The following is a 26,247-nucleotide window of genomic DNA, read 5'->3' as shown; positions in this document are numbered from 1 at the left end:
GCCGGTGTAATAGGTAGCTACGACCCCGACTCCGGAGAGGCCAGAGATGAAGCGCTTCGCACCTGCTGTGTTCGTCATCGCCGCGCTTATGTTCAGCGGTTGTTCGCCCTCGCAAGTGATTAACACCGGTGGCGACACCAAGTGCAAGGACTTCGTCTCCCAGGACGAGAAGAAGCAGAGCGAAGAGGTCAGCAAGATGCTGAAGGACAAGAACGGCACCGAGCCGGCCTCCATCGAGATCACCGCCACCCGCACCGCGGCGCAGGCCTGGTGCCAGACGCTGGGCAAGCCGGACAGCAAGATCTCGGAGGCCCCGCACGGCTGATCGCCGGACTGCTGTCCAGGCGATGCGCCGATAGCGGCACGCCAGCAAGCGACCACGACGTCAGCACTCGGCCGGCGACCGATAGGTTCAGCTGATGAGTGATGACGACGCACGCCAGCGGTTGTTCGCCCTTGCCGACCAGGTGCCGGGCTTCATGCCCGCCGACGAGGGCCGCGCCCTGTACGACGCCGCTCTGTGTTACCTCGACGGCGGTGTGGGCGTGGAGATCGGCACCTACTGCGGCAAGTCCGCGCTGCTGCTGGGCGCAGCGGCCCTACAGACGGACAGCGTGCTCTACACGATCGACCATCACCACGGATCGGAAGAGCACCAAGCCGGCTGGGAGTACCACGACGCCTCGCTGGTCGACGAGGTCACCGGACTGTTCGACACCCTGCCCACCTTCCGCCGCACCCTGGACGCGGCCGGGCTCGACGACCACGTGGTTGCCGTAGTCGGCAAATCCCCGGTGGTCGCGCGCGGGTGGCGCGCTCCGGTGCAGTTGCTGTTCATCGACGGCGGGCACACCGAAGCCGCCGCGGCCCGCGACTTCGACGGTTGGGCCAGGTGGGTGGCTCCCGGTGGGGCCCTGGTCATCCACGACGTATTTCCCGATCCCAACGACGGTGGTCGCGCTCCTTACCAGATCTATTGCCGTGCTTTGGATTCCGGCCAGTTCAAGGAGATCAGTGCGCTGGGCTCGCTGCGGGTGCTCGAGCGGATCGGCGGTCGAGCCGGCGAGCAGGTCTGACTACCGTCCGGTCGCGACGCACTCGCAGTCGAAATCGGTCTGCAAACCCATCGGCAGGGCATCGCCGCGGAAGATCCCGCTGCCCGGTGTGGTGTCGGAAAGCGCATCGGCGGCAAGGATCATCGCCGCACCCGTCCAGGTGGTCCGCTCCTCGGGCCACCGCTTGCCGTCGGCGAAAACCAGGCCGGTCCAGTAGGAGCCATCTGCTTCGCGCAGGTGTTGCATCGCGCCGAATTGGCGGTGCGCCGCCGACCGGTGGCCGATGGCATCCAGGGCCATGACCAGTTCGCACGTCTCGGCGCCGGTGACCCACGGGCGGTCCAGCACGCAGCGGATTCCTAGGCCCCCCACCACGAAGTCGTCCCAGCGTTGTCTGATTCGAAGGGCGGCTGCCGGACCCCGCAACGCACCGCCGAGGATGGGGTAGTACCAGTCCATCGAGTAGCGGTCTTTCTCAGTGAACGCCTCGGGATGCGCGGTGATCGCGTGTCCCAGCCGGCCGACCGCGAGTTCCCATTCCGGTTGCGGGTCGCCGATGAAACCCGCAAGTGCCAGCGCGCAGCGGATGCTGTGGTAGATACTTGCGCAACCGGTCAGCAGAGCTTCCGGGATGGGACCGTTTTCACTTCGGGCCCAACAGATTTCGCCGTACCCGATTTGAAGGTCGATGACGAAGTCAATCGCTTTCCGCACGACCGGCCACATCGTCGCGGCGAACTTTTCGTCGCCGGTGACCAGCACGTGGTGCCAGACACCCGTGGCGACATAGGCACAGAAATTGCTGTCGCTGTTGGCATCTTCGATGTGACCCGATCGAATCTGAATAGGCCACGACCCGTCCGGGCGCTGCATGCGACCACACCAGTCGAACGCCGCGCGGGCCGGTTCCAGCAGTCCGGCCACGGTGAGCGCCATAGCGTTCTCCACGTGGTCCCACGGATCGGTGTGGCCGCCGGCGAACCACGGGATGGCGCCTGAGGGTTCCTGCGCGGCCGCGATCGAGGCAGCCGTCTGCAGGCACTGCTCGGCGCTGAGGATTCCGGCGACGGCCGGCGGATTATCCCGACGCAATTGAATACCTCGGCGCTGCTTCGCTTTCCGCTTCGGGCGGCTTGCTGAAATACATGGCGACACTCTTGCCGACCAGCGGGTTGAGCACCGTTTCGGCCAGCTGGGTGACCTTGGGCCGTTGCATCAAGTCCCACACCAGCAGTTTGTGGTACGCCGACACCACGGGGTGATCGGTATTCGATACGCCGACTGCACATTTGAGCCACCAGAACGGCGCGTGTAAGGCGTGCGCGTGGTGTGCATGTGTCAATTTCAGTCCGCGGCCAATGATCTTGTCGCGCAGCGCACTTGCCCGGTAGATCCGAACATGGCCGCCTTCGTTGCTGTGGTACTCCGTCGACAACCACCAGCAGACCTGCTCGGGGAGCCACCGCGGCACGCTGACCGCCAACGTGCCGCCGACTTTGAGCACCCGGACCAGTTCGGAGATCGCACCGTCGTCCTCGGGAATGTGTTCCAGGATCTCTGAGGCGATGACGCAGTCGAACGTGCCGTCGGCGTACGGCAGGTGCAGCGCGTCGCCGCGCACCACCTTGGCTGAGGCGCCTTCGGGCACTTCGCCGTTCGCCTCCATCGCACGCAGGATGGTGTCCACATCGCGGAGGTCGTTCTCGTTCTGGTCGAAGGCCACCACGTCAGCGCCCCGCCGGTACGCCTCGAACGCGTGCCGTCCGGCACCGCAACCCACGTCGATGACCTTCGTCGCGGGCCCGATGCCCAGGCGGTCGAAATCCACCGTCAGCATTGCGGGCTGCCTCCAGCGACCGCTGAGCGCGCGATCGCCCGCTCGTAGATCCGCACGGTCTGGGCGGCGACCGCCTCCCAGCTGAACACGCTGACCGCGCGCGCCCGTCCCGCTCGTCCGAGTTCGCGGCGCCGCTCCGGTGAATCGAGCAGCCTACCCAGTGCGTGAGTCAGCGCATCGACGTCGGCCGGAGCCACCAACTCCGCGCACGCGCCGTCGGTCCCGAGCACCTCAGGCAACGCCCCGACCCGGCTGGCCACGATCGGAGTGCCGCTTGCCATCGCTTCCACGGCTGGCAGCGAAAACCCTTCGTAGAGCGAGGGAATACACGCCACCTCAGCCGAGGCGAACAACGCCGCGAGGTCGGCGTCGGACAGCCCACTGGCGATGTGGACGATATCGGAGATCCCCAACTCGGCGATCAGTTTGTGGGTCGGGCCGTTGGTTTCCACCTTGGCGACCAGCCGCAACTCGAGGTCGCGACTCGTCCGCAACTTCGCGACCGCGTGCAGCAGCGTGCTGACACCTTTCAGCGGGGTGTCAGCACTTGCGATCGCCATCACCCGGCCAGGTTGGCGTGGTTGCGAAACCGGTTTGAACAGGTCGGTATTCACGCCCAGCGGCACCACGTGCAGTTGATCCGGGGAGACACCGAAATCGGTGACGATGTCCTGCGCCGACGACGACGACACGGTCAGCAGGTCCGGGATCTGGGCCGCTACCTGCTTCTGCATGCTTGAGAAGCCATACCACCTGTGCACCAACGGTTTTCGCCACCATTTGGCGGCGTTGAGATCCAGTACCCGATCGCGGGTGATGGGATGGTGCACGGTCGCCACCACCGGCATCCCCGTCTCGGCGATGGTGAGCAGACCGGTGCCCAGGCTCTGATTGTCGTGGACGACGTCGAATTCGCCGGCCCGCTCGGCCAGTAACCGGGCCACCCGCAGCGTGAACGTCCGGGGTTCGGGGAAGCCCGCGGTCCACATGGTGGCCAGTTCCAGCAGGTCGATCGAGTCGCGAATCTCGCTGGGCCGCGGCACCCGGAACGGATCGGGTTCGCGATACAGATCCAGGCTCGGCACCTTGGTCAACCGCACCCGGGGATCCAGCAGTTCCGGATAGGGCTGGCCGGAGAACACCTCGACCTGATGGCCGAGGTCTACCAGGCCGCGGCTGAGGTGCCGCACATAGACGCCTTGTCCGCCGCAGTGATCCTTACTGCGGTAGGACAATAGAGCAATTCGCATACTCAACCCTTCACCGTCAACGACCAGCCACGGAAGGGCACCAGTCCCATTGCAGTCAACGAACCCGCGGCCGGCACGACAGCAAACTGGACATGTGTCCAGATGATAGTTCGGTCAGCTAAACGACGCAAACGCACCTGCCCACCTTCCGGAATCCGCCGTCCCGTACGCATGTCATCACATGGCGGGGTGGCCACAGGGCGGCCATGCCACGCGTCGCTTCCAGCATTCCACGTCGACGTGCGAACATCGCACCGGGAACTGGTGACCACCGGGCGTGGAATCCGTCGCCGCGGTTAATCTCATCGAGATGAGCCGGCCACGCCTTCCCGAGGAACTCCGCCACCGCGACCCGGAGTTCATCCGTGCCGTGCTACCGCCGCTGTGGCTGGCCGCGACGGTGTGGTTCCGCGCCGAGGTGCATGGCTTCGACAAGGTCCCCGACGAGCCGGTGTTGTTCGTCGGCAATCACAGCGGCGGCGGCGCGACGCCGGACACCTTCGTCTTCCTGCTCGCCTACAACACCTACTTCACCATCGAGGGCCGCCCGCTCTATGCGCTGGCGCACGACACGGTCGCCGGCGCCCCCGGCATCGGGGGACTGACCCGCAAGCTCGGCGTGGTTCCGGCGGCCAACTCTTTCGCCGAGCAGGTCTTCACCAGCGGCGGCTCCGCGCTGGTCTATCCCGGCGGCGACGTCGAGGCGCTGCGCCCCTGGCGTGATCGCAACAAGATCGTCTTTTCCGGACGCAAGGGTTTCCTGCGGTTGGCGCACAAGTGCAACGTCAAAATCGTGCCGGTGATCGCGACGGGCGGCCACGACACGTTGTTCGTACTCAATGACGGACGCCGCACCGCTCAGCTGCTGCGGCTGGACAAGTTGGCCCGCGTGAAGAGCTTGCCACTGACGCTGAGCATCCCATGGGGTTTGTCGCCGCTGCCGCTGCCGCACTTCCCGCTGCCGGCAAAAATCCGGATGCAGGCGCTGGACCCGATCGACCTTCGCAAGCGGTTCGGGGAGGAGCCGGATTGGGACCGCGCCTACGACTACGTCACCAGCGTCATGCAGGTGGGTCTGTCCAAATTGGCCAGCAAGACCATCGTGCCGTTAGTCCGCTGACATGACGCAGACGATCACGGTTGCCCGCCATGTCCGGTGCCCGCTGGAGGAAAGCGGAGCTTTCGTCACCGACCCGCGCCGCCTGTTCCCGGAAGTGTCTACGTTCAGCCGTTGCAGCTTCATCAAGTCCCGCGACGACGGCGAACTGTGGGACGTCTTCATGGACGGCGGCACGATCCAGCTCGGCGGGCGGGTGCTCATCACCCCGCCCCGGGGCAGTCTGCTCAAGTGGCGATCGGTGCAGGGGACGCGGCATACCTTCGCAGCGCTGGTCGAGCCGGAAGACGACGGGAGCCGCTTGACTCTGACCCTGACCTTCTCCGCCACCGGACTGGGCGTGGCCCGGATCAGCGAGTGGCTGGGCCGGGGACTGGTCAACCGGAATCTGGAGGCCGCGGCCGAGGAGATTCGGCACCATCTCGAGTTCGACAGATAGCTGAGGGGCCCTGAGCAGCGGCCCAGGTGAGAATAAACACTTTCCGCTGGCAATAGTAGCTGGCGGACAATTGTGTGGTTTATTGGTAAAGCCTGTGCGACCAACAGGCGACCTGCTGGGTGTTCGGACCTCACGCTGAGTGGTTGCATTCTTGCGCCGGCTCAAGCACTCAGCGGGCACCCGACGGCACCGACCGGGAGGACGCCATGTATTTCGCCTTGCTGCCGCCGGAGATCAACTCCGCGCTGATGTACGCCGGTCCAGGTTCGGGATCGCTGCTGGGAGCCGCCGCGGCCTGGGACGATTTGGCGGCCGGTCTGCAGTCGACGGCGAGCGCCTACCAGTCGGTGCTCACCAGCCTGACTGCCGGACCCTGGGTGGGGCCGGCGTCGGCGTCGATGACGGCCGCGGCCGCCCCCTACCTGGCCTGGCTACAGGTCACCGCGCGGCAGGCGGAGCAAACGGCCAACCAGGCCACGGCAGCAGCCGTCGCCTACGAAACGGCATTTGCCGAGACGGTGCCACCACCGGTGGTCACCGCCAACCGCACCCAGCTGACGTCGCTGATCGCGACCAACTTCTTCGGACAGAACCTGCCCGCCATCGCCGCCACCGAAATCGCGTACGCCGAGATGTGGGCGCAGGACACCGGCGCCATGCTCGGGTATGCGGCAGCCGCCGCGGCAGCGACCATGCTGGAGCCCTTCAGCGGGCCGGAGTCCAGCACCAGTCCCGGCGGGTTACCGGCCCAGGCCGCCGCGGTCACCCAGGCCGGCGGAATCTCGGCCGGCAACGTACAGAACACGGTGTCCAACGCGGCCCAGGCATTCTCCGCCGTACCCAATGCGTTGACCGGCCTGGCCAGTCCCGCCGCGGCCGCCGACCCGACGTCGCTGCTCGATGTGCTCGACCTCCTCGGTGATCTCAGTGGCATCTTCGTGGACCCCGAAATCGGTCTGTCGGGTCTGACCCTGGACGGAATCCTGGGGGGCGCTGCGTTGCCGTACGACATCGACGGCTACTACGTCGGTTTGCACACCGACGACGTGGTCAGCAGCGCGGCGCGGATACCGAGCTACTCGGGCCCGGTGCCGCTGCCGCCCGTCGCAGGTTCGACCATCGCGGCGGGGATCGGCGAGGCATCGACGGTCGGAGCGTTGACGGTGCCGGCGGGCTGGACCACGGCCGCGCCGGCAATCCGCCTGGCCACGCTGTCGATACCGGCGACCGCCGCGGCGGCCGAGGGGGCGGCCGGCGGCGCCGGAAGTTTGTTCAGCCAGATGGCCCTGGCCGGGATGGCCGGGCGAGCGATGGCCGCCACCACCGGATCCGGGGGCGGGGCGGGAACGCGCGTCCGGGAGCGGGTCGGCGGCGTGACCAAGCGGGTCGGGGCGGTGTCAGCCCAGGACGCGACGGAGGGGACCGCGGCGCCGGTGCCGGCGGGCGGCCCGATCACCAGCATCGCCACCGAGCTGCGCGAGCTGGCGTCGCTGCGTGACGCGGGAATTCTGACCGACGACGAATTCACCGACCAGAAGCGGCGCCTGCTGGCGCACTGAGGACCGGTTACTTCACCCGGTTGGCGGCGAACGTGGCGGCCTGGTTGGTCATGCCGTTCTCGATGTAGGAGACATGGGCGATGATGTTGCCGCCCCCGGTGCAGATCGGATCGTCGGCGGCGCACAGGCTGATCAACTTGCCGCTGTAGGCGGGGTTGAGGGTGGGCAACGGGCCGCCCCACAACGCCGACGAGAATCCGCTGGACGGCTCGCCGAAGTAGGCGATCGCCGCCACCCGATTCGCCGCCGCGGGCGGCAGTTGGTTGCTGGCCAGATTGATCACGGTGGCGCCCTGGGAGTAACCACCCAGCACGATTTTGGTATTCGGGCAGCTGTCGACGGTGCCCTGGATGTGGGCGCTCGCGTCGTCGGCGCCGGCCGGTGCGCTGGTGTGGTAGTCGTCATTGGCCGGGTAGTTCACCGGGTAGACCTCGACCGAACGTCCGGCGATCTGCGTGGTCAGCGAGTCGGTGAAGGCCTGTCCGATGTTGCCCAGGCCGGGCTCCTGGTGCGTTCCGCGGGCGAAGACGATCGAGACGTCGGCGCAAGGGTCGGCGGTGGCGGTCGGGTCGGCGATCGGCACGCTCAGCAACGCCCACGTCGCCATGACGAAGACACCGAGGATGCGGGCGAGGCTGCGTGCAGTCATGCCACGATCCTGGCATACCGCCGACGCAGGAGTTGTCGGCGGCTGCAGAGTTTGGAATTCGGCAGCGACGGGAAAAATCCCGTCATTCACCCTGAACAGCGCGATGTGAGGTGCGCCATGTGGACAAATCTCGGTCGTCTGGTCGCCGTCGCCGCCATGGTGGCAGCGCCGTGGGCGGTGGTAACTGTCGTGTCACCGGCGGTCAGCTCGGCGCAGTGCGCCGACGGTGAATGGTTCGATCCCACCGGCAAGGTGTGCCGACCCCTGGGCGTGGGACCACAGCCCCTGGCCTGCGCGGACGGCGAGTGGTGGGACCCCACGGCCAACGTGTGTCGGCCTTTGGGCGTGGGACCGCAGCCGCTCGCGTGCGCCAGCGGGGAGTGGTGGGATCCGGGCATGAATATGTGCCGGCCGGTGCTGCCGGAGGGCTAGGGGAGCCGGACGGCCTATCCTCTGCGGAGTGGCCGACCCGACGTCCGCGGAGTTGCGCCGCCGAATCGACGAGTTGACCATCCGCGACGCGGCGCGCCTAGGCAGACGGTTACGGAACTCGCGCGGCGCGAAGCCCGCGGCGCTGCGAGCGCTGGCCAGTCAGGTGGTCGCGGCGGAAGCGCTGGTGGCGGCCCGTCGGGACGCGGTCCCCGCGATCACCTATCCCGACCTGCCGGTCAGTGACCGGCGCCAGGAAATCTCCGAGGCAATTCGGCAGCACCAGGTGGTGGTCGTCGCCGGCGAGACCGGCTCCGGCAAGACCACTCAGCTACCCAAGATCTGCCTGGAACTCGGCCGCGGCGTCCGCGGCACGGTCGGACACACCCAGCCCCGACGGTTGGCCGCGCGCACTGTCGCACAGCGCATCGCCGATGAACTGCACAGCCCACTCGGCGATGTGGTCGGCTATACCGTCCGGTTCACCGATCAGGTCAGCGACCGAACTCTGGTGAAGGTGATGACCGACGGCATCCTGCTGGCGGAGATCCAGCGCGACCGGCGCCTACTGCGCTACGACACCCTGATCCTCGACGAAGCCCACGAGCGCAGCCTCAACATCGACTTCCTGCTGGGATACCTGCGTGAGCTGCTGCCGCGCCGGCCTGATCTGAAAGTGATCGTCACCTCGGCGACCATCGAACCGCAGCGCTTCGCCGAACATTTCAGCGTGGCCGGCGATGCCCCGATTGTCGAGGTGTCCGGGCGGACCTATCCGGTGCAGATCCGCTACCGCCCGTTGGAGATCGCCGCAGCGCCCGCCGAAGATGCCGCTGATCCGGATGATCCTGACCAGGAGATCGTGCGGACCGAGACCCGCGACGAGGTCGAGGCGATCCTCGATGCGATCGACGAACTTGCGACCGAGCCACCGGGGGATGTGCTGGTGTTCCTCTCCGGTGAGCGCGAAATCCGCGACACCGCAGAGGCTTTGGGCGGACTGCGTCATACCGAGGTGCTGCCGCTGTACGCACGGCTGCCCACCGCCGAACAGCACAAGGTGTTCGCACCCCACACCGGTCGGCGGGTGGTGTTGGCCACCAATGTCGCCGAGACCTCGTTGACCGTCCCGGGGATCCGCTACGTCGTGGACCCTGGCAACGCCCGCATCTCGCGCTACAGCCGCCGGCTGAAGGTACAGCGGCTACCGATCGAGCCGATCTCGCAGGCTTCGGCGGCGCAACGCGCCGGCCGGTGCGGCCGGGTGGCGCCCGGGGTGTGTATCCGCCTCTACTCCGAGCAGGATTTCCAGGCCCGCCCCCGCTACACCGAACCGGAGATCCTGCGGACCAACCTTGCCGCGGTGATCCTGCAGATGGCGGCGCTGCAACTCGGGGACGTGGAGAACTTCCCCTTTCTGGACCCGCCGGACCGGCGCAGTGTCCGCGACGGCGTGCAGTTGCTGCAGGAACTCGGCGCGTTCGATCAGCAGGGTGCGATCACCGAACTGGGCCAGCGCCTGGCACGGTTGCCCGTCGATCCGCGGCTGGGCCGGATGATTCTGCAGGCTCAGACCGAAGGGTGCGTGCGGGAGGTGCTGGTGCTGGCTGCGGCACTGACCATTCCCGACCCACGGGAGCGACCCGCGGACCGCGCGGAGGCCGCCCGTCAGAAGCACGCCCGGTTCGCCGACGAACACTCGGACTTCATGGCCTACCTGAACCTCTGGAACCATCTGCGTGACCAACGAAAAACACTGTCCGGCAATGCTTTCCGACGCATGTGCCGCGAGGATTTCCTGCACTACCTGCGGATCCGGGAGTGGCAGGATCTGACCGGGCAGCTGCGCAGCATCGCCCGCGACCTGGGCATCACCGAATCCGACGAGCCGGCGGAGTCGGCACAGATCCACGCGGCCCTGCTCGCCGGTCTGCTGTCCCATGTGGGGATGCGCCGGGAGGACGCACGCGAATATCTGGGCGCGCGCAACGCCCGGTTCGTCCTCGCCCCCGGTTCGATGCTTGCCAAACGGCCGCCGCGTTGGGTGGTGGTGGCCGAGCTGGTCGAGACCAGCCGCCTGTACGGGCGGACCGCCGCGCGGATTCAGCCCGAGATGGTCGAGCGGGTCGCGGGCGATCTGGTGCAGCGCACCTACAGCGAACCGCATTGGGACGCCCAGCGCGGGGAGGTGCTGGCCTTCGAGCGGGTGACGCTGTACGGGCTGCCGCTGGTCGCTCGCCGTCGAGTCGGCTATGCGCGGGTCGAACCGGCGGTGGCACGCGAAATGTTCATCCGTCACGCGCTGGTAGAGGGGGACTGGCAGACCCGCCATCACTTCTTCGCCGACAACGCCCGGCTGCGGGCTGAGCTGGCGGAGCTCGAGGAGCGCGCACGCCGTCGCGACCTGCTGGTCGGCGACGACGACATCTACGCGCTGTATGACGCTCGCATTCCCGCCGACGTCGTCTCGGCGCGGCATTTCGACGGGTGGTGGAAAAAGCAGCGCCACCGCACCCCGGAGCTGCTGACCTTCACCCGCGACGAATTGCTGCACGCCGACAAGACCGATGCCGACGCCGATCGGCCCGGCACCTGGCGGACCGGCGATGCGACGCTGCCGCTGACCTACCGGTTCGAGCCCGGCGCCGCCGATGACGGTGTCACCGTGCACGTGCCGATCGACGTGCTGGCCCGCCTGGGTGGCGACGAGTTCGCCTGGCAGGTGCCGGCCCTGCGCGAAGAGCTCGTCACCGCACTGATCCGTTCGCTGCCGAAAGACCTGCGGCGCAACTTCGTCCCGGTACCCGACACCGCGCGGGCGGTGCTGGCCGGTATCGAGGCCGGCACCGAGCCGCTGCTGCCGGCGTTGCAGCGCGAACTTCGTCGTCGCACCGGGGTGGTGGTACCTGTGGATGCCTTCGATGTGGGCTCGCTGCCGTCGCACCTGCGGGTGACGTTCGCCGTCGAGTCCGCAGACGGTTCCGAGGTGGCCCGCGGCAAGGACCTCCAGGCGCTGCAGGACAAGTTGGCGGCCCCGGCGCGACAGGCTGTCGCCCGGGCCGTCGCAGGCGAGTTGGAACGGACCGCGTTGCGTACCTGGCCCGACGACCTCGACGAATTGCCGTCCGTCGTCGAACGGGCGGTGAGCGGCCGGACCGTGCGAGGCTTTCCCGCGTTCGTCGACGCCGGCACGACGGTCGAGCTACGCGTCTTCCCGACCGCCGTCGAACAACGCGCCGCACTGGGCCCCGGAGTACGTCGACTGTTGCGGCTGAGCATCCCATCGCCAGCGAAAACTGTTGAACGGCAACTGAATCCACGTACTCGGCTGACCCTGGGCAGCAATCCCGACGGCTCGCTGAGCGCACTGCTCGACGACTGCGCCGACGCCGCCACCGACGCGCTGGCCACCCATCCGGTGTGGACGCGCACCGCGTTCGCGGCACTGCGTGACCGGCTTTCCCAGACTCTCGCCACGGCCACCCTCGATGTCGTCCGGGAGGTGGAGACGGTCCTGTCCGCGGCGCGACAGGTCGAACTCGCGCTGCCCGCTGAACCACCGGCAACCCAGGCCGCGGCCATCACCGACGTGCGAGCCCAGCTCGACCGATTGCTGCCGCCCGGATTCGTCACCGCAACCGGGCGCTCGCGTCTTGGTGCCCTGACTCGCTACCTGACCGCGGTGAGCCGTCGTCTCGACCGGTTGCCACCCGCCGTGCAGGCCGACCAGGAGCGGATGCGACGGGTGCATACCGTGCAAGACGCCTATGACGACCTGCTGCACACGCTGCCGCCGGAGCGCGCCGCGGCGGCCGACGTCCGCGACATCGCCTACCAGATCGAGGAACTCCGGGTGAGCCTGTGGGCCCAGCAACTCGGCACGCCCCGCCCGGTGAGCGAACAGCGCATCCTGCGGGCGATCGACGCCGCGCGGGACCATTTTTGACCTGCTTGCTGCGCAGCCAGCGCGGCGATGGAAGTATCGCCATGGTGTCCACCAAGAAACCGCAGACGATCTCCTATCCGGCGGCCGACGCACGCCCACACCGCCACGAATCCGACCCGCTGGACCCGCATGTCATCGTGTTGTTCGGCGCTACAGGGGATCTGGCCAAGCGCAAGCTGTTGCCCGGCCTGGCCTACCTGGACCAGTCCGACCTCGCACCGGACATCCAGATCGTCGCCACGTCCATGGAGGACCTCACCGACGACGAGTTTCGCAAGATCGCCAAGGACGCGATCGACTCGTTCGGTACCCACAAACTCAACACCGAACAGTGGGAGGACTTCGCCCGCATCGTCACTTATGTGCCGCAGGGCGCGGGCGCCGAGGCGCTCGCCGACGCAGTAGCGCGTGCCGAACAGAACCTGGGTGCAGGCGTGCGCCGGTTGCACTATCTGTCGGTCCCGCCGAAGGCGGCGCGCGACGTTATCTCGACGCTGCGGGAAGCCGATCTCGTCGACCGGTCCCGGGTGGTGATGGAAAAACCGTTCGGCACCGACCTGGCCAGCGCCGTAGCCCTCAACGACTTCGTGCACGAGACGTTCGAGGAATCGCAGATCTTCCGGATCGACCACTTCCTGGGCAAGGAGGCCGCGCAGAACATTCTGGCGTTCCGCTTCGCCAACGGCCTGTTCGAGCCGATCTGGAACCGCAACTTCATCGACCACATCCAGATCGACATCCCCGAAACCCTCGGATTGGATGAGCGCGCGAATTTCTACGAGAACACCGGCGCCTACAAGGACATGGTCGTCACCCACCTGTTCCAGGTGATGGCATTCGTGGTGATGGAACCGCCGACGGCGCTGGAACCGTACGCGATCAGCGAAGAGAAGAACAAGGTGTTCCGGTCGATGCTGCCGGTCAAGACGTCCAACGTGGTCCGCGGGCAGTACGCGGGTTACCGCAAAGAGAAGGGGGTGGCCAAGGACTCCGACACCGAGACGTTCATCGCCCTCAAGGTCGGCATCGACAACTGGCGCTGGGCCGGGGTACCGATCTATTTGCGGACCGGCAAGAAGCTGGCCGAAGGCATCCGCATCATCTCGATCGCCTTCAAAGAAGCTCCCCGCACCATGTTCCCGCCCGGCTCGGGCGTGGGAACCCAGGGTCCCGATCACCTGACCTTCGATCTGGCCGACAACTCCAAGGTCTCGCTGTCCTTCTACGGCAAGCGGCCCGGGCCGGGGATGAAGCTGGACAAGCTGTCCATGCAATTCTCCTCCCAGGAGGTGGACACCGTGGTGGACGTGCTGGAGGCCTACGAGCGGCTGATCCTCGACGCGATGCGCGGCGATCACACTTTGTTCACCACCGCCGAAGGCATCGAATCGTTGTGGGAGCGTTCGCAGGATCTGCTCGACGACCCACCGCCGGCAAAGATGTACCAGGCCGGCACGTGGGGACCAAACGCCATTCACCAGTTGATCGCACCCAACGCGTGGCGGTTGCCGTTCGAACGGGAATGGCGCGAACGCAAGGGGACGTAGGTGCCCGACTCGACCGCCGAACTGCTGCAGGAACTCCTGTGGGCGTACGGGCCGTGCGGTCAGGAAGAAGCAGTACGGACGATCTGTGCCCGTGAGCTGCAACCCCACGTCGACGACATGTGGACCGACGACGCCGGCAACCTGGTCGGCTACCTCGCCGGAGGCGGGGCACCCGCCACGAAGGTGATGGCCCACATGGACGAACTCTCCATGCTGGTCAAGCGCGTCGAACCCGACGGCTCCCTGCACCTGACGCAGTTAGGGACGATGTATCCGGGCAACTTCGGGCTCGGTCCGGTCGCGGTGCTCGGCGACAACGAGACGTTCACCGCGGTGCTCACCCTCGGTTCCGAGCACACCACCAAGGAAAGCCAGCGAATCTGGGAGACCAAACCCGATCAGGGCGACCGGGCGCTGGACTGGCAGCACGTTTATGTCTTCACCGGCCGAAGTCCGGCCGAACTCGCCGACGCCGGCGTGCATCCCGGCACCCGGATCTGCGTCGACCGCAGCAAGCGAACCCTGGTCGACGTCGGCGATTACCTCGGCTCCTATTTCCTCGACGACCGCGCGGCGGTGACCGCGCTCCTGCTCGCCGCGCGCCGACTCGACTCCGACGGGCAACGGCCCGCTGCGGACGTCTATCTGGTATTCACCACCAACGAGGAGATCGGCGGCGTGGGCGGGTCCTACGCCAGCGCCACACTGCCTGGCACGCTCACCCTCGCGCTGGAGGTCGGACCCACCGAAGCGGAATACGGGACCAGCGTCACCGGCGGCCCGATTGTCGGCTACAGCGACGCGCTGTGCGTCTACGACAAGGACGTCGCCGACCGGCTGATGGCGATCGCCGCCGACCACGGATTGACGCCCCAGGCGGCCGCGCTCGGGGCGTTCGAGTCCGACGCCTCCCACGCCAAGGCCTACGGCCTGACTCCGCGCGCCGGGCTGCTGTGCCTGCCCACGCTGAGCACTCACGGCTTCGAAGTCATGGCGCGCAACGCAATTGAAGACATGGCCGCCATCGTCGTGGACTTTCTGGTGGAGCCGCGGCCACCAACCCGCGCACAGACGTAGCGCGGCACGCCGCGCCGAGTCGCGGTGCCCGCCCTCGGCAATCGGCCGATGCGAAACACCGCTAGGTTGAACACGAGTCCAAACAATCTGGAAGGAGGCGGCGTGGTCCACAAGGCGGCCATGGCCGAAGCCGATCGCGCGTGGATGATCGACACGCTGCTCGCGCTGCTGCAGACACCGAGCCCGTCGGGACGTACCGACGCGGTGATGCAACTGATCGGCGGCATCCTCGACGAATTCGGGGTGCCCTTCTCCCTGACGCGGCGCGGAGCGCTCACCGCGGAACTGGCCGGGAAGTCCAAGACCACCGACCGGGCGTTGGTGGTGCACGCCGACACCATCGGCTGCATGGTCCGCAGGCTCAAGGACAACGGTCGCCTGGAGCTGGTCCCCGTCGGCACGTTCTCCGCGCGGTTCGCCGCCGGTGCCCGAGTCCGCATCTTCATCGACGATCCCGACGAGTTCATCACCGGCACGGTGTTGCCGTTGAAAGCCAGCGGGCACGCGTTCGGCGACGAGATCGACACCCAGCCGACCGACTGGGAGCACGTCGAGGTCCGCGTGGATCGCAAGGTGTCCTCGCGCGAAGACCTGGTCCGGCTCGGCCTGCACGTCGGCGATTTCGTCGCCATGATCACCAGTCCCGAACTCACCGCCGACGGCTTCATCGTGTCCCGTCACCTCGACGGGAAGGCGGGCGTCGCAGTCGCGCTCGCGCTGGCCAAGAACTTCGCCGAGAACGGGGTGGTGCTGCCGCACCGCACCACCATCATGGTCACCATCACCGAGGAGGTCGGCCACGGCGCCAGTCACGGCCTGCCCGCCGACGCCGCCGAACTGGTGTCCGTCGACAACGCGGTGTGCGCGCCCGGCCAGCATTCCCTCGAGGACGGCGTGACGATCCCGATGGCCGACATGCACGGACCGTTCGACTATCACCTGACCCGCAAACTGTGCCGGCTCGCCGAGAGCTGCGAGATACCGTACGCGCGAGACGTGTTCCGCTACTACCGATCAGACGCCGCCGCGGCGATCGAGGCAGGAGCCGGCACCCGGGCCGCGCTCGTCGGCTTCGGCCTGGACGGCAGCCACGGCTGGGAGCGAACCCACATGGACTCCCTGGAGGCGGTGTACAACCTGCTGCACGCCTGGCTGCAGACGCCGTTGACCTTCGCCCAGTGGGACGCCAAGCCGTCGGGCAAACTGCGCGACTTCCCGTCATCGAAGCAACCTGCGCCGAGCGAGCAGTGGGTGCCCTTGTCGCGGGGTGAGCACGCCGAACCCGGCGACGCCTCGCCGGGCACGCACTGGCCGCCCTCGGTGGGCCCGCAGAGCTGAGGCGTCCGGGAACCGCTCAGTCCGGGATGTAGTCGAACTCGTCGGGGTGCGCCCCGGTGCGGCCGTCCTCGCCGCGATCCAGCCCGCTGATCACGGTCATGTCGTCACCGCTCAGTTCGAAGTCGAAGATGTCGAAGTTCGACTTCATCCGGTCGACGTTGACCGACTTCGGGAATACGATGTCGCCGCGCTGGATGTGCCAGCGCAACACCACCTGCGCGGGCGATTTGCCAACTGCGCGAGCGACTCCGACGATCGCCTGATCGTCGAGGACCTTGCCCTGAGCAATCGGTGACCAGGCCTCAGTGGCGATCTCGTGCTCCAGGTCGTAGGCGCGCACCTGGTCGTTGGTGAAGTAGGGGTGCACCTCGATCTGGTTCACCGCGGGTACGGTCTGCGATCCGGCGGCCAACTGGTCCAGATGATTCGGCTGGAAGTTCGACACACCGATGCTACGGGCGCGCCCGTCCCGGGCGAACTCTTCGAGCGTGGTCCAGGTGGCCAGGAAATCACCGTCGTACAGCATCGGCAGCGGCCAGTGGATGAGGAACAGATCGACGTAGTCCGAGCCCAGTGCCAACAGCGTTTCGTCGAAGGCGCGGCGTGCGTCGTCGGGTCGGTGATAGCCGTTGTTGAGTTTGCTCGTGACGAACACCTCGCTGCGGTCCAGGCCCGCATCGCGAATGCCTTGGCCCACTTCCTTTTCGTTGCCGTACATCTGCGCGGTGTCGATGTGTCGGTAGCCCACCTCCAGGGCGGAGCGGACCGCGGCCGCCGTCTCCTGCGGCTCGATCTGGAAGACGCCGAAACCCAGTTGCGGGATCGTGTGCCCGTCGTTGAGGTTGATGGACGGGACATGGCTCATGTGCTGGATCCTCCTAGTGCGGTTGAGGACGGGATGCCCACTTCAGCGCGAATCACAACACCGGCGTGCGACGAGCACCCGTCAGCCCAACTCCGCGCTGACATAACCAACGGCCTGACGGAACTCCGCAAGAATCTCGTTGTCCGGCACCACGAAACCGTATTCGGCATACACCTGCTCGGTGGAGTGGTGGGTGACCGTCCAACCGGTGGCCGCCAGATGCTCACCGGCCTGCCGTCGCGGACCGAGCCACACCAATTCGGCGACGTCGATGTCGAGTCCGTGTTTGCGCCAGCTGCTGCGCATGGCGCGGGCCCGCTCGTCGGTGAAAACGCTCATGTCTTTGATGTTTTCGGTCGCCAGCCGGCTGCCGGGGGCGCTGAGCGCGGTGATGTTGTCCAGTAGCCGGTCCTGAGCGTCGGGCGGCAAGTAGGGGAGCAGCCCCTCGGCGATCCAGGCTGTCGGCTGAGAGGCGTCGAACATGTTGTCCGCCAATGCGGTAGGCCAGTCTTCGCGCAGGTCGATCCCCACCGGACGGCGTTCCACCGTTGGTTCAGCGCCGATCTGAGCCAGGGTGACGCTCTTGAAGGTGATGACATCGGGCTGGTCGACTTCGAAAACCACTGTTCCCATCGGCCAGGACAACCGGTAGGCCCGGGCGTCAAGCCCAGCCGCCAGAATCACCGCCTGACGGATGCCGGCAGCGGTTGCGGCGCTGAAGAAGTCGTCGAAGAACCTGGTCCGCACCGTCATCTGCTCGCGCCGCTGCTGAAAGTCCATCGGCATGTCGGCGTCGTCGAGCGGGATCTCACCGTCCAACATCCGGGTGAAGAAAGGGTGCCCGACCGCACGCACCAGCGGTTCGGCGAAGCGATCGTCGAGCAGCGGATCCGGGTCGGCGGAAGCCAGCGCGCGGGCGGCGGCCACCATCGTCGCAGTCGCGCCGACACTGGAAGCCAGGTCCCAACTGTCCCCATCAGAGCGTGCCGAACCAATAGACGACATACGTTTTCTCCCGTCGCGGGCTATGGAATACTTCGCCAGCCTAATCGCCGTCAGGCGCGCGCCGCTCACTCCGTGGGCAGGCCGCGGGAGCGTTTGGCAGCGTACATGTGCTCGTCGGCCAGTCGCAGCAGATCCTGCTCCCCAGCAGCGATCCCAGCGCTGAACCCGACCTGGCCGCCCACCTCGGACCAGTGGCTGCGAAGCCGGTCAACGACCTGCTCGGCCTGGGCACGATCGGCCCCGAGGAGCATGATCAGAAATTCGTCGCCGCCGATACGGAAGACGATGTCGTCCTTGCGCACCGACCAGCGCAGCGCGTCGGCGAAGGACACCAGAAGTTCGTCGCCGGCCTCGTGGCCGTGACGGTCGTTGTAGCGCTTGAAGTTGTCGAGGTCGAGCAGGACCACCGCCGATTCGCTGGCGTGCATCGACAACCGGGGTCCCAGCGTGCTGCGATCGAGTAGTTGGGTGAGGGCATCGGTCTGCGCGATCTTGCGCAGCAGTTTGCTCTGTTGTTCCAGCCGGTCGATGAGCCAGGCCGGGACCTCGGCGACCAGCATCCACATGATCGCCGGGGGGATCGCTGCGGGCAGCGCGCCGGGGAAGGCTTTACCGCCCCCGGCGAGGAACGCCACAATGCCGAGCGGGACAATTTTCAACGAGGTCCAACGCGGCCGGGTCAGGCCGATATAGGCGAATGCAATCGTGATGGTGCCTGGAAAATCACGGGTGGCGTGCGGCTCCAACCAGCCGGCCAGGATGGTGACAATCATCCCCGCCACCGGCCATGCCACCAGCATCGTTCGTCGCTCCTGCCACCCCCGCAGCCAGCCGAGCAGCGCACCGGCGATGCCCATCAACGCTGCGGCGCCCAGCAGCCAGTGCAAGCGATCGTCGTTGTGGTCCGCGGTGACCCGCGACGCCGCGGCGGCATAGATACCGAGCATGCCGAGGTAGCCGGCCAGGCCGATCAGATGCCATCGTCGCGCTGACGGCTGCGGGTCCGCTTGCCAGGACACCGGTCAAGAATAAATGCCGACGCGCGGGGCATTCACCATCAGCGCGCCGAGCTACGCTGACGCTCATCCGGTGAGATGACAGGCTGTGCCGATGGCAATCACCGAATCCCGCGAAGTCGTCATTCCAGCGTCGCCGAATCAGGTCATGGACGTGTTGATGGATCTCGAGGCGTTGCCGTCCTGGTCGGCACTGCATGACAAGGTCGAGATCCTGGAGCGGAACGAAAAAGGCCTGCCCAGCAAGGTCCGTCAGACCGTCAAGGTGTTGGGTGCCAGTGACGAGCACGTGATGGCCTACCGCTTTCACGACGATGGTTTGAGCTGGACATTGTTGAGCGGCAACTATTTACGCGCCCAAGAAGGCCGCTACGTCCTGACGCCCGAAGGTGACTCCACTCGACTGCGCTTGGAGCTCATGGTCGATCTTTCGGCGCCGGTGCCGGGTTTTCTGGTCCGCAAAGGAACCAACTGGTTGATGCAATCGGCAACCGGAGGTGTGCGCAAGCGGGTGCTCGCGGTCGCCCGCGGCTCAGCCGGCGGCGCTGAGGATCTTGATGACGAAGATGAGTGAGTCGCCCGGACGGATTCCAGCGCTGGGCTGACCCTCGGGGTAGCCGTCCGCCGGGGTCGCTGCGACGGCGACGGTGGAGCCGACCTTCTGTCCGGTAATGGCCTTCTGAAAGCCGGGGATGACTCCTAGCAGCGAGAAGCTGACCGGGGCGCCCCGGTCGTAGCTGCTGTCGAAGACCGACCCGTCACGTCCGTTGACGCCCAGGTAGCAGACTGAGACCCGCGCGGTGGCCGAGGCCAACGGTCCGTCCCCGGCCCGCAGGGTGTGCACCTGGGTTTGGGCGACGCTGAACGGCCCGGTCACGGTCACCCGCGGAGCAGTCGCATCCGTCGGTCCGGTGACGGCGATGCTGCCGGTGGTTCCGGCCAGCGTCCAGTCGGGTGCCGCTCCGGCCGGTGGGGCTGCGGTGGGGCAGGATTCGGCGGCGGTCGCCGTGCCTGAGGGCAGGACAACAGCTGCGAGGAAGCATGCGAATGCGAGGGCGACGGCGTAATACGCCGGGGAGGATTTCACGGCGGTCACGTTACCGCGTCGGTCACCGTGGTCCTGCGCGACGAGTCGCCGCGGCCCGCTCAGCGGTCCGCGACCTGACCCCGCTGTGTCAAAAGCGGCTGACGCAGAGCCCAATTCGGCGCTATTCGATGTCCGCCATGACACGTAGGTCAAATGTCAACAAAACGTCCCGTTCGGTGCAGCGCAGCGATACGCTCCGGAAGTCGGACGACTCAGCAACGCAGCGTTTTGTACCGAGAGGGAGACACGCCGGTGTCCTATGTCTTCGCATCACCAGACCTGTTTGCCACCGCAGTCACTAATTTGGCCGGGGTCGGATCGGCCGTTCAGACCGCGAACCAGGCGGCGGCGGCCTCCACCACACAGCTGCTGAGCGCCGCCGGCGATGAAGTGTCCGAGTCGATCGCGGCGTTGTTCTCGACGCACGGGCAGGCGTACCAGGCCATCAACGCCCAGGCGGCGGCATTCGGCGAGCAGTTCCTGCGGACGCTGACCACCAGCGCCAACGCCTACTCCACCGCCGAGGCCGCCAACGTCGGGCAGATGGCACTCGACGTGATCAACGGGCCGACGAACTTCTTCCTGGGCCGCCCGTTGATCGGTGACGGCTACAACGGTGTCAACGGCACCGGGCAAGCCGGTGGAGACGGCGGGATCCTCTGGGGAAACGGGGGACGGGGCGGGTCAGGTACGCCGGGGCAGGCCGGCGGTCGCGGCGGCAACGCCGGGTTCTTTGGTAACGGGGGAGCGGGCGGCACCGGTGGATTGCGCGGCGGTGTGGGCGGCGCCGGCGGGACCGGCGGGTTGTTCTGGGGCAATGGTGGAGCGGGCGGTACGGGCGGGTTCGGCGGCGCCGTTTTCGGCTCGGCAACTCCGACAACCATTTCCCCCGGCGCCGGTGGACCCGGCGGCAGCGGATCTTTCTTGTTCGGCTCGCCGGGCGCGACCGGCAACCCGGGGTCCGTGATCACCGTTTTCGATCTCCAAACCGCCAAGGAATTCGCTATGGCGACACCCGATGCGAATTTCCTGTTGATCGGCACGGACGGCACCAACCTGGCCAGAATCCTGGCCGACCCGGCGAACGTGAACTTCCGCCAGTTCATGCTGAACAGCACTACTTCCGCCTCCACTGTCGTCGGGCATACCAGCGTCTCCAACCCGTCGTGGACGACCATTAACACCGGCGTGTGGAGCGAGACCGCGGGCGTGACCAACAATGTCTTCACCCCCTGGACCTACGACAACTGGCCGACCATTTACAACCAGCTCGAGGGTGCCTATGGGGAAGGTATCGAAACCACGGTCATCGGGAACTGGCCGGTGATTACCGATATCGCGGGCGCCGGCTCGATCCGCGCGGACAACATCACATTTGTTCCGCAGGGTGCCAATGACCCGTACTGGACGGCGTCGCAGGCAGAAGTCCAAAGTAAAACTATTACCGCGATTCAATCTGCCGACAAGAATCAAGGCAATCTTATTTTCTCGTACTACGTCGGTGTCGATGAAATGGGACACGCATACGGTGGTGCCTCCCCGGAGTACGCGGCCGCCGTTAGGCAGATGGATGGCCTTCTGGGTCATTACGCCAGTACCACTGACCCCGCCGGTAGTGGCCTGCTCGGGGCAGTCAGCAAGTGGGAAGCTGACAATGGCGAGGAATGGAACGTCCTCATCGTCACCGATCACGGTCACACCGATACGAACATCGCCGGCATCGGTCACGGCTTCCAATCTCCCGTGGAGACAGCGTCTTTCCTCATGTGGGACCAGGCGTACAACGATGTCCACGACGGGTGGATCAATAATTCCTGGCAGATCGTCAGCACCACGCCGACAGTCATGGATACCTTCAACATTGCGCCGCCGGCATACATGCAGGGCGCGCCTCTGACGTCGAGCGTCTTCGATGGCACCTATGTGAATCCCACTATCAGCACCACTCCGTTTGAGACCAACCTGTACAGCGTGATCAGCGCCGACTTCGCCGCCCAGGGTTACCCGGACGTCGTGACGAACTTGAGTCTCGGCTCGCGAACCGTCGCAGCCACGATTCCGTACTACGTGTACGACCCGATTCAAGGGATCGTCGATTCGGTACCCGACTTCCTACGGCTACCGGTGTCATGGGTCGGTGCCGGCGTCTATCAGACGCTGAACATCCCCGCCCAGATCTACGTCCGGTTCACCGGGGTGACCGGTAACCAGATCATCCCGCCGATATTGAACCCGTTCATCTAAGGCTTCTCGACCCTGTTCATCCGGGCCAACGCAAACGGCTCAGGCGTTCAGACCAATTCGCGGGCGACCGCGTCGAACGCGCGCAGCGTATCCACCATGTGCGGCTCGTGGGAGTTCGACTGCGCGGACAGCTTGGCCGCGACCACTTCTGCGCTGCGGTTGATGTAGATCATCTGGCCGCACATGCCCTGACACAACACGACGTTGTTGCCCGGGTAGGGAAACCACATCTGGTTGCGATACATCCCGCCGGGCATTTCGTTGTCGTCGGGGCTGGTCGCGAACGCATGGCGGGAGTCGGGTCCGCCGTTGAGGGTGTCGGCGATCCAGGCTGAAGGCACCACCTGTTGCCCCGTCAACGAGACACCGTCGCGCAGGAACAGCGAGCCGAACCGGATCATGTCAGTGAGAGTGGCGTTGATGCCACCGTCGAAAAAGCCGGTGCCTGAACTGTCTACGCCGATGGTGGCATCACTCTGCGCACCGATACGGCTCCATAACAACTCTGACATGAGTTCGGGCATGCGTTGGGTCCCGGCGACTTCGCAGATCCAGCCGAGTACGTCGGTTTCACACGAGCGATATTGAAAGGCGCCGCCGTGCACGGTTTTCCGCCGCAGGGTCAGCAGGAATTCTTTGAGTGTGGGGACGGCGGCCGGACTGCTCCGGGGCGCCCACCCGATCGCCTGGTCGAGCAGGTGTATCTCGGCGTCCGGGTCGTCGTAGTTCTCGGAAAACGCAATACCTGATCTCATGTCCAGCAGATTGCGCACCGTCGCACCCTGGTAACCGCAATTCGACAGGGCGGGAACATATGTCGTCACTGGCGCGTCGATTTCGATGGCGCCCGATTCCTGCAGCGCCCCGACGACGGTTGCCACCAGAGACTTGCTCACCGAGAACAACAGGTGTCTGGTCTCGGGTTTCAGGTCGGTGCAATATTCCTCGGCCAGCATCATTCCGCGGTGGCACACAGCCCATCCGTCGGTAGCGGTGGCTGCCATCACCGCGCCGACAGTCGTTGCGGTCCCACCGGTTCTGGTCACCTCAATGTCCGCCACCGCCGTGCGGGATACCGGCAACGACGCGACCGGCCCGTTGCCGCGCGATATCGCCACCGTCGGCACCATGTCCTCGACGTGCTGAAAAGACCACTGCGCGTAGGGCGCTGACAGCCAGTTTGCCAACGACACCCCGGCCGGGACGCGACTCATGGAGGCGTTGCTCAGGCCCGCGCGACCAGGCGCGAGACGATGGGCGAGGCCGGGGCCAGAGGAGTGGAGACGAACTTGGCCTTCATGCCCTTGACCCAGCGCTTGCAGCGTTCGGTGAGCTGATAATCGTCGGTCTGCAGATGCCCGCGGGTGACCAGCACGCCGAGTTGTGCACCCTCCGAACGCAAGTCGCCCGGCGACGCAACCCGCATGTAGAAGGCCTCGGACCCGTCGAGCAGCGTGGCCCAGTCGTTGGCCGACCGCGCAAACGAGACGCGACCGTCGTCGTCGATCCGCCACACGCCGGTGCGCGGCGTCGCGGTGAAAATCTCGACGTCCGGTGAGGTCTCGGTGAGGATCACCTGACCCCAGACCTCGTTCTCGCCGTAGCCCCGCTCCCAGCGCGTGTTGATCTCCTCGATGTCGAGGTCATACTCCACGTCCATGTATTCGAGCAGGTGGAACAGGAACAGGGGCATGTCGGCGTAGGCCTCTGTCGTCAGGTTCGTCATCGGGCTTGCGCCACTGAGCCGCGGGTTCACCTCGCCGAGGTAAAGCTCGCCGGAGTCCAGGTCATGCAGGAGGTCCACCTCGAAGTAGCCGCGGTAGCCTTCGTGGCTCAGGACGTCACCCAGCTTTCGCACCATCTCGCGGGCGGCGTGGGTCTGGTCGGGCGGCAGCACTTCGCGCCAGATGTCGTTGCCGCACCAGCTGCCGCGGGTGGGAGTCAGCTCCGAATACCCGACGAGACTCGTCATCGCGGGACCGATCACCGTGCCGTGACGGGTCACGGCTCCTTCGATGCACACCTCCACGTTGCGGATGCGCTTCATAACCTTGACTTCTTGTTGACCGATCAGGTTGGCCGCGTGCTGATCCCAGTCACGCTGACCGTGCACGAAAAATGTCCCGCTGCCGGCGGCGCCGTACGCGATGGAGATGACCAGGTCATCTCCCAGGCCGGCGTTCTGGGCGAGCGCCTGCAGTTCGTCGAAGGAGCCAACCCGCCCGATGGCGTGCGGCACACTCGGCACGCCAGCCTCGTTCGCCAGACGCGTCATGACGATCTTCGATCCCAGGCGCTCGCGCAGCTCCACCGGCGGATGCATGATCTCCAGGCCCGCTTGGCGTGCCAGGGACTGGGTTTCGCTGTCCATCATCACGAAGCAGGACTTGCCGCCGGGGCCGCGGCCGGCGATGAACTCCAGCGTCTCGGGATCGGACAGCAAATGGTTGCAGACGTCGCCCATGGAATCGAAGTCGCGGCGGTCGCGGCGGCGGGGGACGAACACGCGCGAATGCGTGCCTTCGAACGAATCAAAGTAGGTCAGGTAGAAGAAATTTCGGATCCAGCGGTCGATCCCCAGCAGATTGAATGGGGTCGGCGAGATGAAGTACAGCGGCACGACATTGTTGTGGAAAAACGCGCGTACGTCGGACAGGCCATCCAATCGGCGCGGTGCGGCCCCGCTCATGCCGGCCGCAGTGACGTCGGCACCTGGATTCGCGGTGCGGGCGAGGGCGCTGCGCTCGGCGCAGCCGGGCTCGGGAGACTCACGTTCATCTCCTCAGTGTGCGGCATGGCGCCGGGCCATTCGTATCGGATCGACATGTGGCGCGAATATCATCGTTTGGTGGACGGACCGGAGACGACCGACGACGGACGCTACATCATGGTCGACGGTCGGCGCTGGCGGGCCACCGATCCGTCAATTCCCGAGGAGCGCCGGGTCGAGCTGGTCCGGATATTGATGGCTTGGCGTCGAGAAGTGCGCCGCACCAAGGGAACACCGCAGGAATCGACTTCCCGGGCGGGTGTGCAGGCCGCGAAAGTCGCTCTGGGTGAACGTGGTTCGCCGCCGTGGTGGGAGCAGACCGACGAGCAACGGCGCGGTCGGTGGCAGGCTGAGGTGTCAGAACCGACCTAGCTCAGGTGGCCGGGCCGGAGTGGACAGCCGCTCGCACTGCCGCTTGAACTCCGTACCCTGCGAACATGATTGGTTCGATCGAGCGCATGGTACGGCAGAGGACGAAGGCGCCTTCGAGGGCAGTCAGGGTGATCGTCGCCAAGCGCCGGCTGTCCTCGTCGGTGATGTCGAGCTGGTTAAACCACTCGGCAAGGCGGGTCAGCCAATTATCGAAGACTTCAGCGGCCTCGAGTCGTAACCGCTCGTTGGTGCTGGCGACTTCCAGGGCGATGGTTTCGATGGAGCACGCTTCGCTGTAGTCCTGGGACTCCAGCAGTTTGCCGGCGTGTTCGAACAACGTCGGGATGCCGTCAAGTGGGTCGGTCTCCGCCAACTGCGCGCCGACGAACTCGCCGTAGCGGATCCCTTCGAGCCGTATGACTTCGACGCTGATCTCCTCTTTGCCGCCTGGGAAGTGGTGGTAGATCGAGCCGAAGGGAGCGCCCGCGGCTGCCGAGATCTGTTTGAGGCCGGTGGCGGGCATGCCCTGGCGTCGGTAAAGCTCGGCCGTCGCGGCCAGAATCCGGCTGCGAGTGTTGGCATCCGCCATGACGCTTCCCTTCTTGCGCGTTGCTCGTCGGCATCATATCGTGAGCCTGGTTAGAA

At 66.2% G+C, this 26,247-nt stretch carries 24 protein-coding genes; 13 read left to right on the top strand and 11 right to left on the bottom strand.

All coding sequences use genetic code 11. The features are described from left to right. Positions 1-46 precede the first annotated feature (46 nt). Positions 47-325 carry a hypothetical protein gene (locus tag AC5Y5Z_RS16310; protein WP_463824285.1) on the top strand — a complete coding sequence of 93 codons (279 nt, stop codon included), beginning with the start codon at positions 47-49 and terminating at the stop codon, positions 323-325. A gap of 94 nt (positions 326-419) precedes the next feature. After that, complete coding sequence (locus AC5Y5Z_RS16305) at positions 420-1,076, top strand: class I SAM-dependent methyltransferase (RefSeq protein ID WP_499926301.1); 657 nt, start codon at positions 420-422, stop codon at positions 1,074-1,076. On the opposite strand, the gene mmpH is transcribed toward AC5Y5Z_RS16305, so the two are convergent. From mmpH to manT, 3 genes are read right to left on the bottom strand one after another with little or no spacing between them, the layout of a single operon-like run. Continuing rightward, positions 1,077-2,147 (bottom strand): MMP endo-(1,4)-3-O-methyl-alpha-D-mannosidase, encoded by a 1,071-nt coding sequence (gene mmpH / locus AC5Y5Z_RS16300; protein WP_499926299.1) that lies wholly within the window; start codon positions 2,145-2,147, stop codon positions 1,077-1,079. After that, a complete protein-coding gene (locus AC5Y5Z_RS16295; RefSeq protein ID WP_499926297.1) occupies positions 2,134-2,892 on the bottom strand; it encodes a class I SAM-dependent methyltransferase in 759 nt (252 codons plus the stop codon). Before AC5Y5Z_RS16295 ends, mmpH begins: the two co-directional genes overlap by 14 nt. After that, positions 2,886-4,142, bottom strand: coding sequence for an MMP alpha-(1->4)-mannosyltransferase (manT, locus tag AC5Y5Z_RS16290; protein WP_499926296.1), 1,257 nt, complete (start codon positions 4,140-4,142; stop codon positions 2,886-2,888). The genes AC5Y5Z_RS16295 and manT overlap by 7 nt, the downstream gene beginning before the upstream one ends. Before the next feature lie 310 nt (positions 4,143-4,452). On the opposite strand from manT, the gene AC5Y5Z_RS16285 reads away from it, so the two are divergent. From AC5Y5Z_RS16285 to AC5Y5Z_RS16275, 3 genes are all read left to right on the top strand, one after another. Continuing rightward, the gene (locus tag AC5Y5Z_RS16285) at positions 4,453-5,262 is read left to right on the top strand and encodes a 1-acyl-sn-glycerol-3-phosphate acyltransferase (RefSeq protein WP_463824290.1); all 810 of its coding nucleotides are present in this window, start codon (positions 4,453-4,455) and stop codon (positions 5,260-5,262) included. Between the two features lies 1 nt (position 5,263). Beyond that, complete coding sequence (locus AC5Y5Z_RS16280) at positions 5,264-5,698, top strand: hypothetical protein (protein ID WP_499926294.1); 435 nt, start codon at positions 5,264-5,266, stop codon at positions 5,696-5,698. A gap of 206 nt (positions 5,699-5,904) precedes the next feature. After that, positions 5,905-7,257 carry a PPE family protein, SVP subgroup gene (locus AC5Y5Z_RS16275; protein WP_499926292.1) on the top strand — a complete coding sequence of 451 codons (1,353 nt, stop codon included), beginning with the start codon at positions 5,905-5,907 and terminating at the stop codon, positions 7,255-7,257. A gap of 7 nt (positions 7,258-7,264) precedes the next feature. Here AC5Y5Z_RS16275 and AC5Y5Z_RS16270 read toward each other — a convergent pair whose 3' ends face one another. Continuing rightward, entirely contained in the window at positions 7,265-7,906 is a 642-nt protein-coding gene (locus tag AC5Y5Z_RS16270) for a cutinase family protein (protein ID WP_463824293.1), read from the bottom strand. A 117-nt stretch (positions 7,907-8,023) separates the two neighbouring features. Here AC5Y5Z_RS16270 and AC5Y5Z_RS16265 point away from each other — a divergent pair, with 117 nt between their 5' ends. The 5 genes from AC5Y5Z_RS16265 (at position 8,024) to AC5Y5Z_RS16245 (ending at position 16,243) form a co-directional block, all read left to right on the top strand. Then, positions 8,024-8,338, top strand: a complete 315-nt coding sequence (locus tag AC5Y5Z_RS16265; RefSeq protein WP_463824294.1) for a hypothetical protein — start codon at positions 8,024-8,026, stop codon at positions 8,336-8,338. A gap of 28 nt (positions 8,339-8,366) precedes the next feature. Next, a complete protein-coding gene (hrpA, locus tag AC5Y5Z_RS16260) occupies positions 8,367-12,281 on the top strand; it encodes an ATP-dependent RNA helicase HrpA (RefSeq protein ID WP_499926289.1) in 3,915 nt (1,304 codons plus the stop codon). A 44-nt stretch (positions 12,282-12,325) separates the two neighbouring features. Beyond that, a complete protein-coding gene (zwf, locus tag AC5Y5Z_RS16255; protein WP_463824296.1) occupies positions 12,326-13,828 on the top strand; it encodes a glucose-6-phosphate dehydrogenase in 1,503 nt (500 codons plus the stop codon). Then, positions 13,829-14,905 carry a M42 family metallopeptidase gene (locus tag AC5Y5Z_RS16250; protein ID WP_499926287.1) on the top strand — a complete coding sequence of 359 codons (1,077 nt, stop codon included), beginning with the start codon at positions 13,829-13,831 and terminating at the stop codon, positions 14,903-14,905. Positions 14,906-15,007: 102 nt separating this feature from the next. Continuing rightward, positions 15,008-16,243 carry an osmoprotectant NAGGN system M42 family peptidase gene (locus AC5Y5Z_RS16245; protein WP_499926285.1) on the top strand — a complete coding sequence of 412 codons (1,236 nt, stop codon included), beginning with the start codon at positions 15,008-15,010 and terminating at the stop codon, positions 16,241-16,243. A 16-nt stretch (positions 16,244-16,259) separates the two neighbouring features. On the opposite strand, the gene AC5Y5Z_RS16240 is transcribed toward AC5Y5Z_RS16245, so the two are convergent. The 3 genes from AC5Y5Z_RS16240 to AC5Y5Z_RS16230 all read right to left on the bottom strand — a co-directional run bounded on the left by AC5Y5Z_RS16240 (position 16,260) and on the right by AC5Y5Z_RS16230 (position 19,132). After that, positions 16,260-17,108 (bottom strand): aldo/keto reductase, encoded by an 849-nt coding sequence (locus AC5Y5Z_RS16240; protein ID WP_499926283.1) that lies wholly within the window; start codon positions 17,106-17,108, stop codon positions 16,260-16,262. 81 nt (positions 17,109-17,189) lie between these two features. Next, positions 17,190-18,113, bottom strand: a complete 924-nt coding sequence (locus AC5Y5Z_RS16235; RefSeq protein ID WP_499926281.1) for a class I SAM-dependent methyltransferase — start codon at positions 18,111-18,113, stop codon at positions 17,190-17,192. A gap of 65 nt (positions 18,114-18,178) precedes the next feature. Next, positions 18,179-19,132 (bottom strand): GGDEF domain-containing protein, encoded by a 954-nt coding sequence (locus AC5Y5Z_RS16230; RefSeq protein ID WP_499918825.1) that lies wholly within the window; start codon positions 19,130-19,132, stop codon positions 18,179-18,181. 91 nt (positions 19,133-19,223) lie between these two features. Here AC5Y5Z_RS16230 and AC5Y5Z_RS16225 point away from each other — a divergent pair, with 91 nt between their 5' ends. Next, complete coding sequence (locus AC5Y5Z_RS16225) at positions 19,224-19,703, top strand: SRPBCC family protein (protein WP_499926279.1); 480 nt, start codon at positions 19,224-19,226, stop codon at positions 19,701-19,703. Here AC5Y5Z_RS16225 and AC5Y5Z_RS16220 read toward each other — a convergent pair. Continuing rightward, the gene (locus AC5Y5Z_RS16220; protein WP_499926277.1) at positions 19,662-20,225 is read right to left on the bottom strand and encodes an FKBP-type peptidyl-prolyl cis-trans isomerase; all 564 of its coding nucleotides are present in this window, start codon (positions 20,223-20,225) and stop codon (positions 19,662-19,664) included. The genes AC5Y5Z_RS16225 and AC5Y5Z_RS16220 overlap by 42 nt on opposite strands. 243 nt (positions 20,226-20,468) lie before the next feature. Between AC5Y5Z_RS16220 and AC5Y5Z_RS16215 the strand changes: the two genes are divergently transcribed. Next, positions 20,469-22,460: a PE domain-containing protein gene (locus AC5Y5Z_RS16215; protein WP_499926275.1), complete on the top strand. Its 1,992-nt coding sequence runs from the start codon at positions 20,469-20,471 to the stop codon at positions 22,458-22,460. Positions 22,461-22,507: 47 nt separating this feature from the next. Here the strand turns inward: AC5Y5Z_RS16215 and AC5Y5Z_RS16210 are convergent, their stop codons facing one another. Further along, complete coding sequence (locus AC5Y5Z_RS16210) at positions 22,508-23,674, bottom strand: serine hydrolase domain-containing protein (protein WP_499926273.1); 1,167 nt, start codon at positions 23,672-23,674, stop codon at positions 22,508-22,510. A gap of 11 nt (positions 23,675-23,685) precedes the next feature. Beyond that, positions 23,686-25,149 (bottom strand): biotin carboxylase, encoded by a 1,464-nt coding sequence (locus AC5Y5Z_RS16205; protein WP_499926271.1) that lies wholly within the window; start codon positions 25,147-25,149, stop codon positions 23,686-23,688. A gap of 159 nt (positions 25,150-25,308) precedes the next feature. Here AC5Y5Z_RS16205 and AC5Y5Z_RS16200 point away from each other — a divergent pair, with 159 nt between their 5' ends. Beyond that, positions 25,309-25,602 (top strand): hypothetical protein, encoded by a 294-nt coding sequence (locus AC5Y5Z_RS16200; RefSeq protein WP_499926269.1) that lies wholly within the window; start codon positions 25,309-25,311, stop codon positions 25,600-25,602. Between the two features lies 1 nt (position 25,603). Here the strand turns inward: AC5Y5Z_RS16200 and AC5Y5Z_RS16195 are convergent, their stop codons facing one another. Beyond that, positions 25,604-26,191 (bottom strand): TetR/AcrR family transcriptional regulator, encoded by a 588-nt coding sequence (locus AC5Y5Z_RS16195; protein ID WP_463824308.1) that lies wholly within the window; start codon positions 26,189-26,191, stop codon positions 25,604-25,606. Positions 26,192-26,247 lie beyond the last annotated feature (56 nt).

Source organism: Mycobacterium sp. NGS29 (assembly GCF_059812965.1).
Note: the sequence above shows the minus strand (reverse complement) of the source record. Positions and strands in the feature narration are given on the sequence as shown.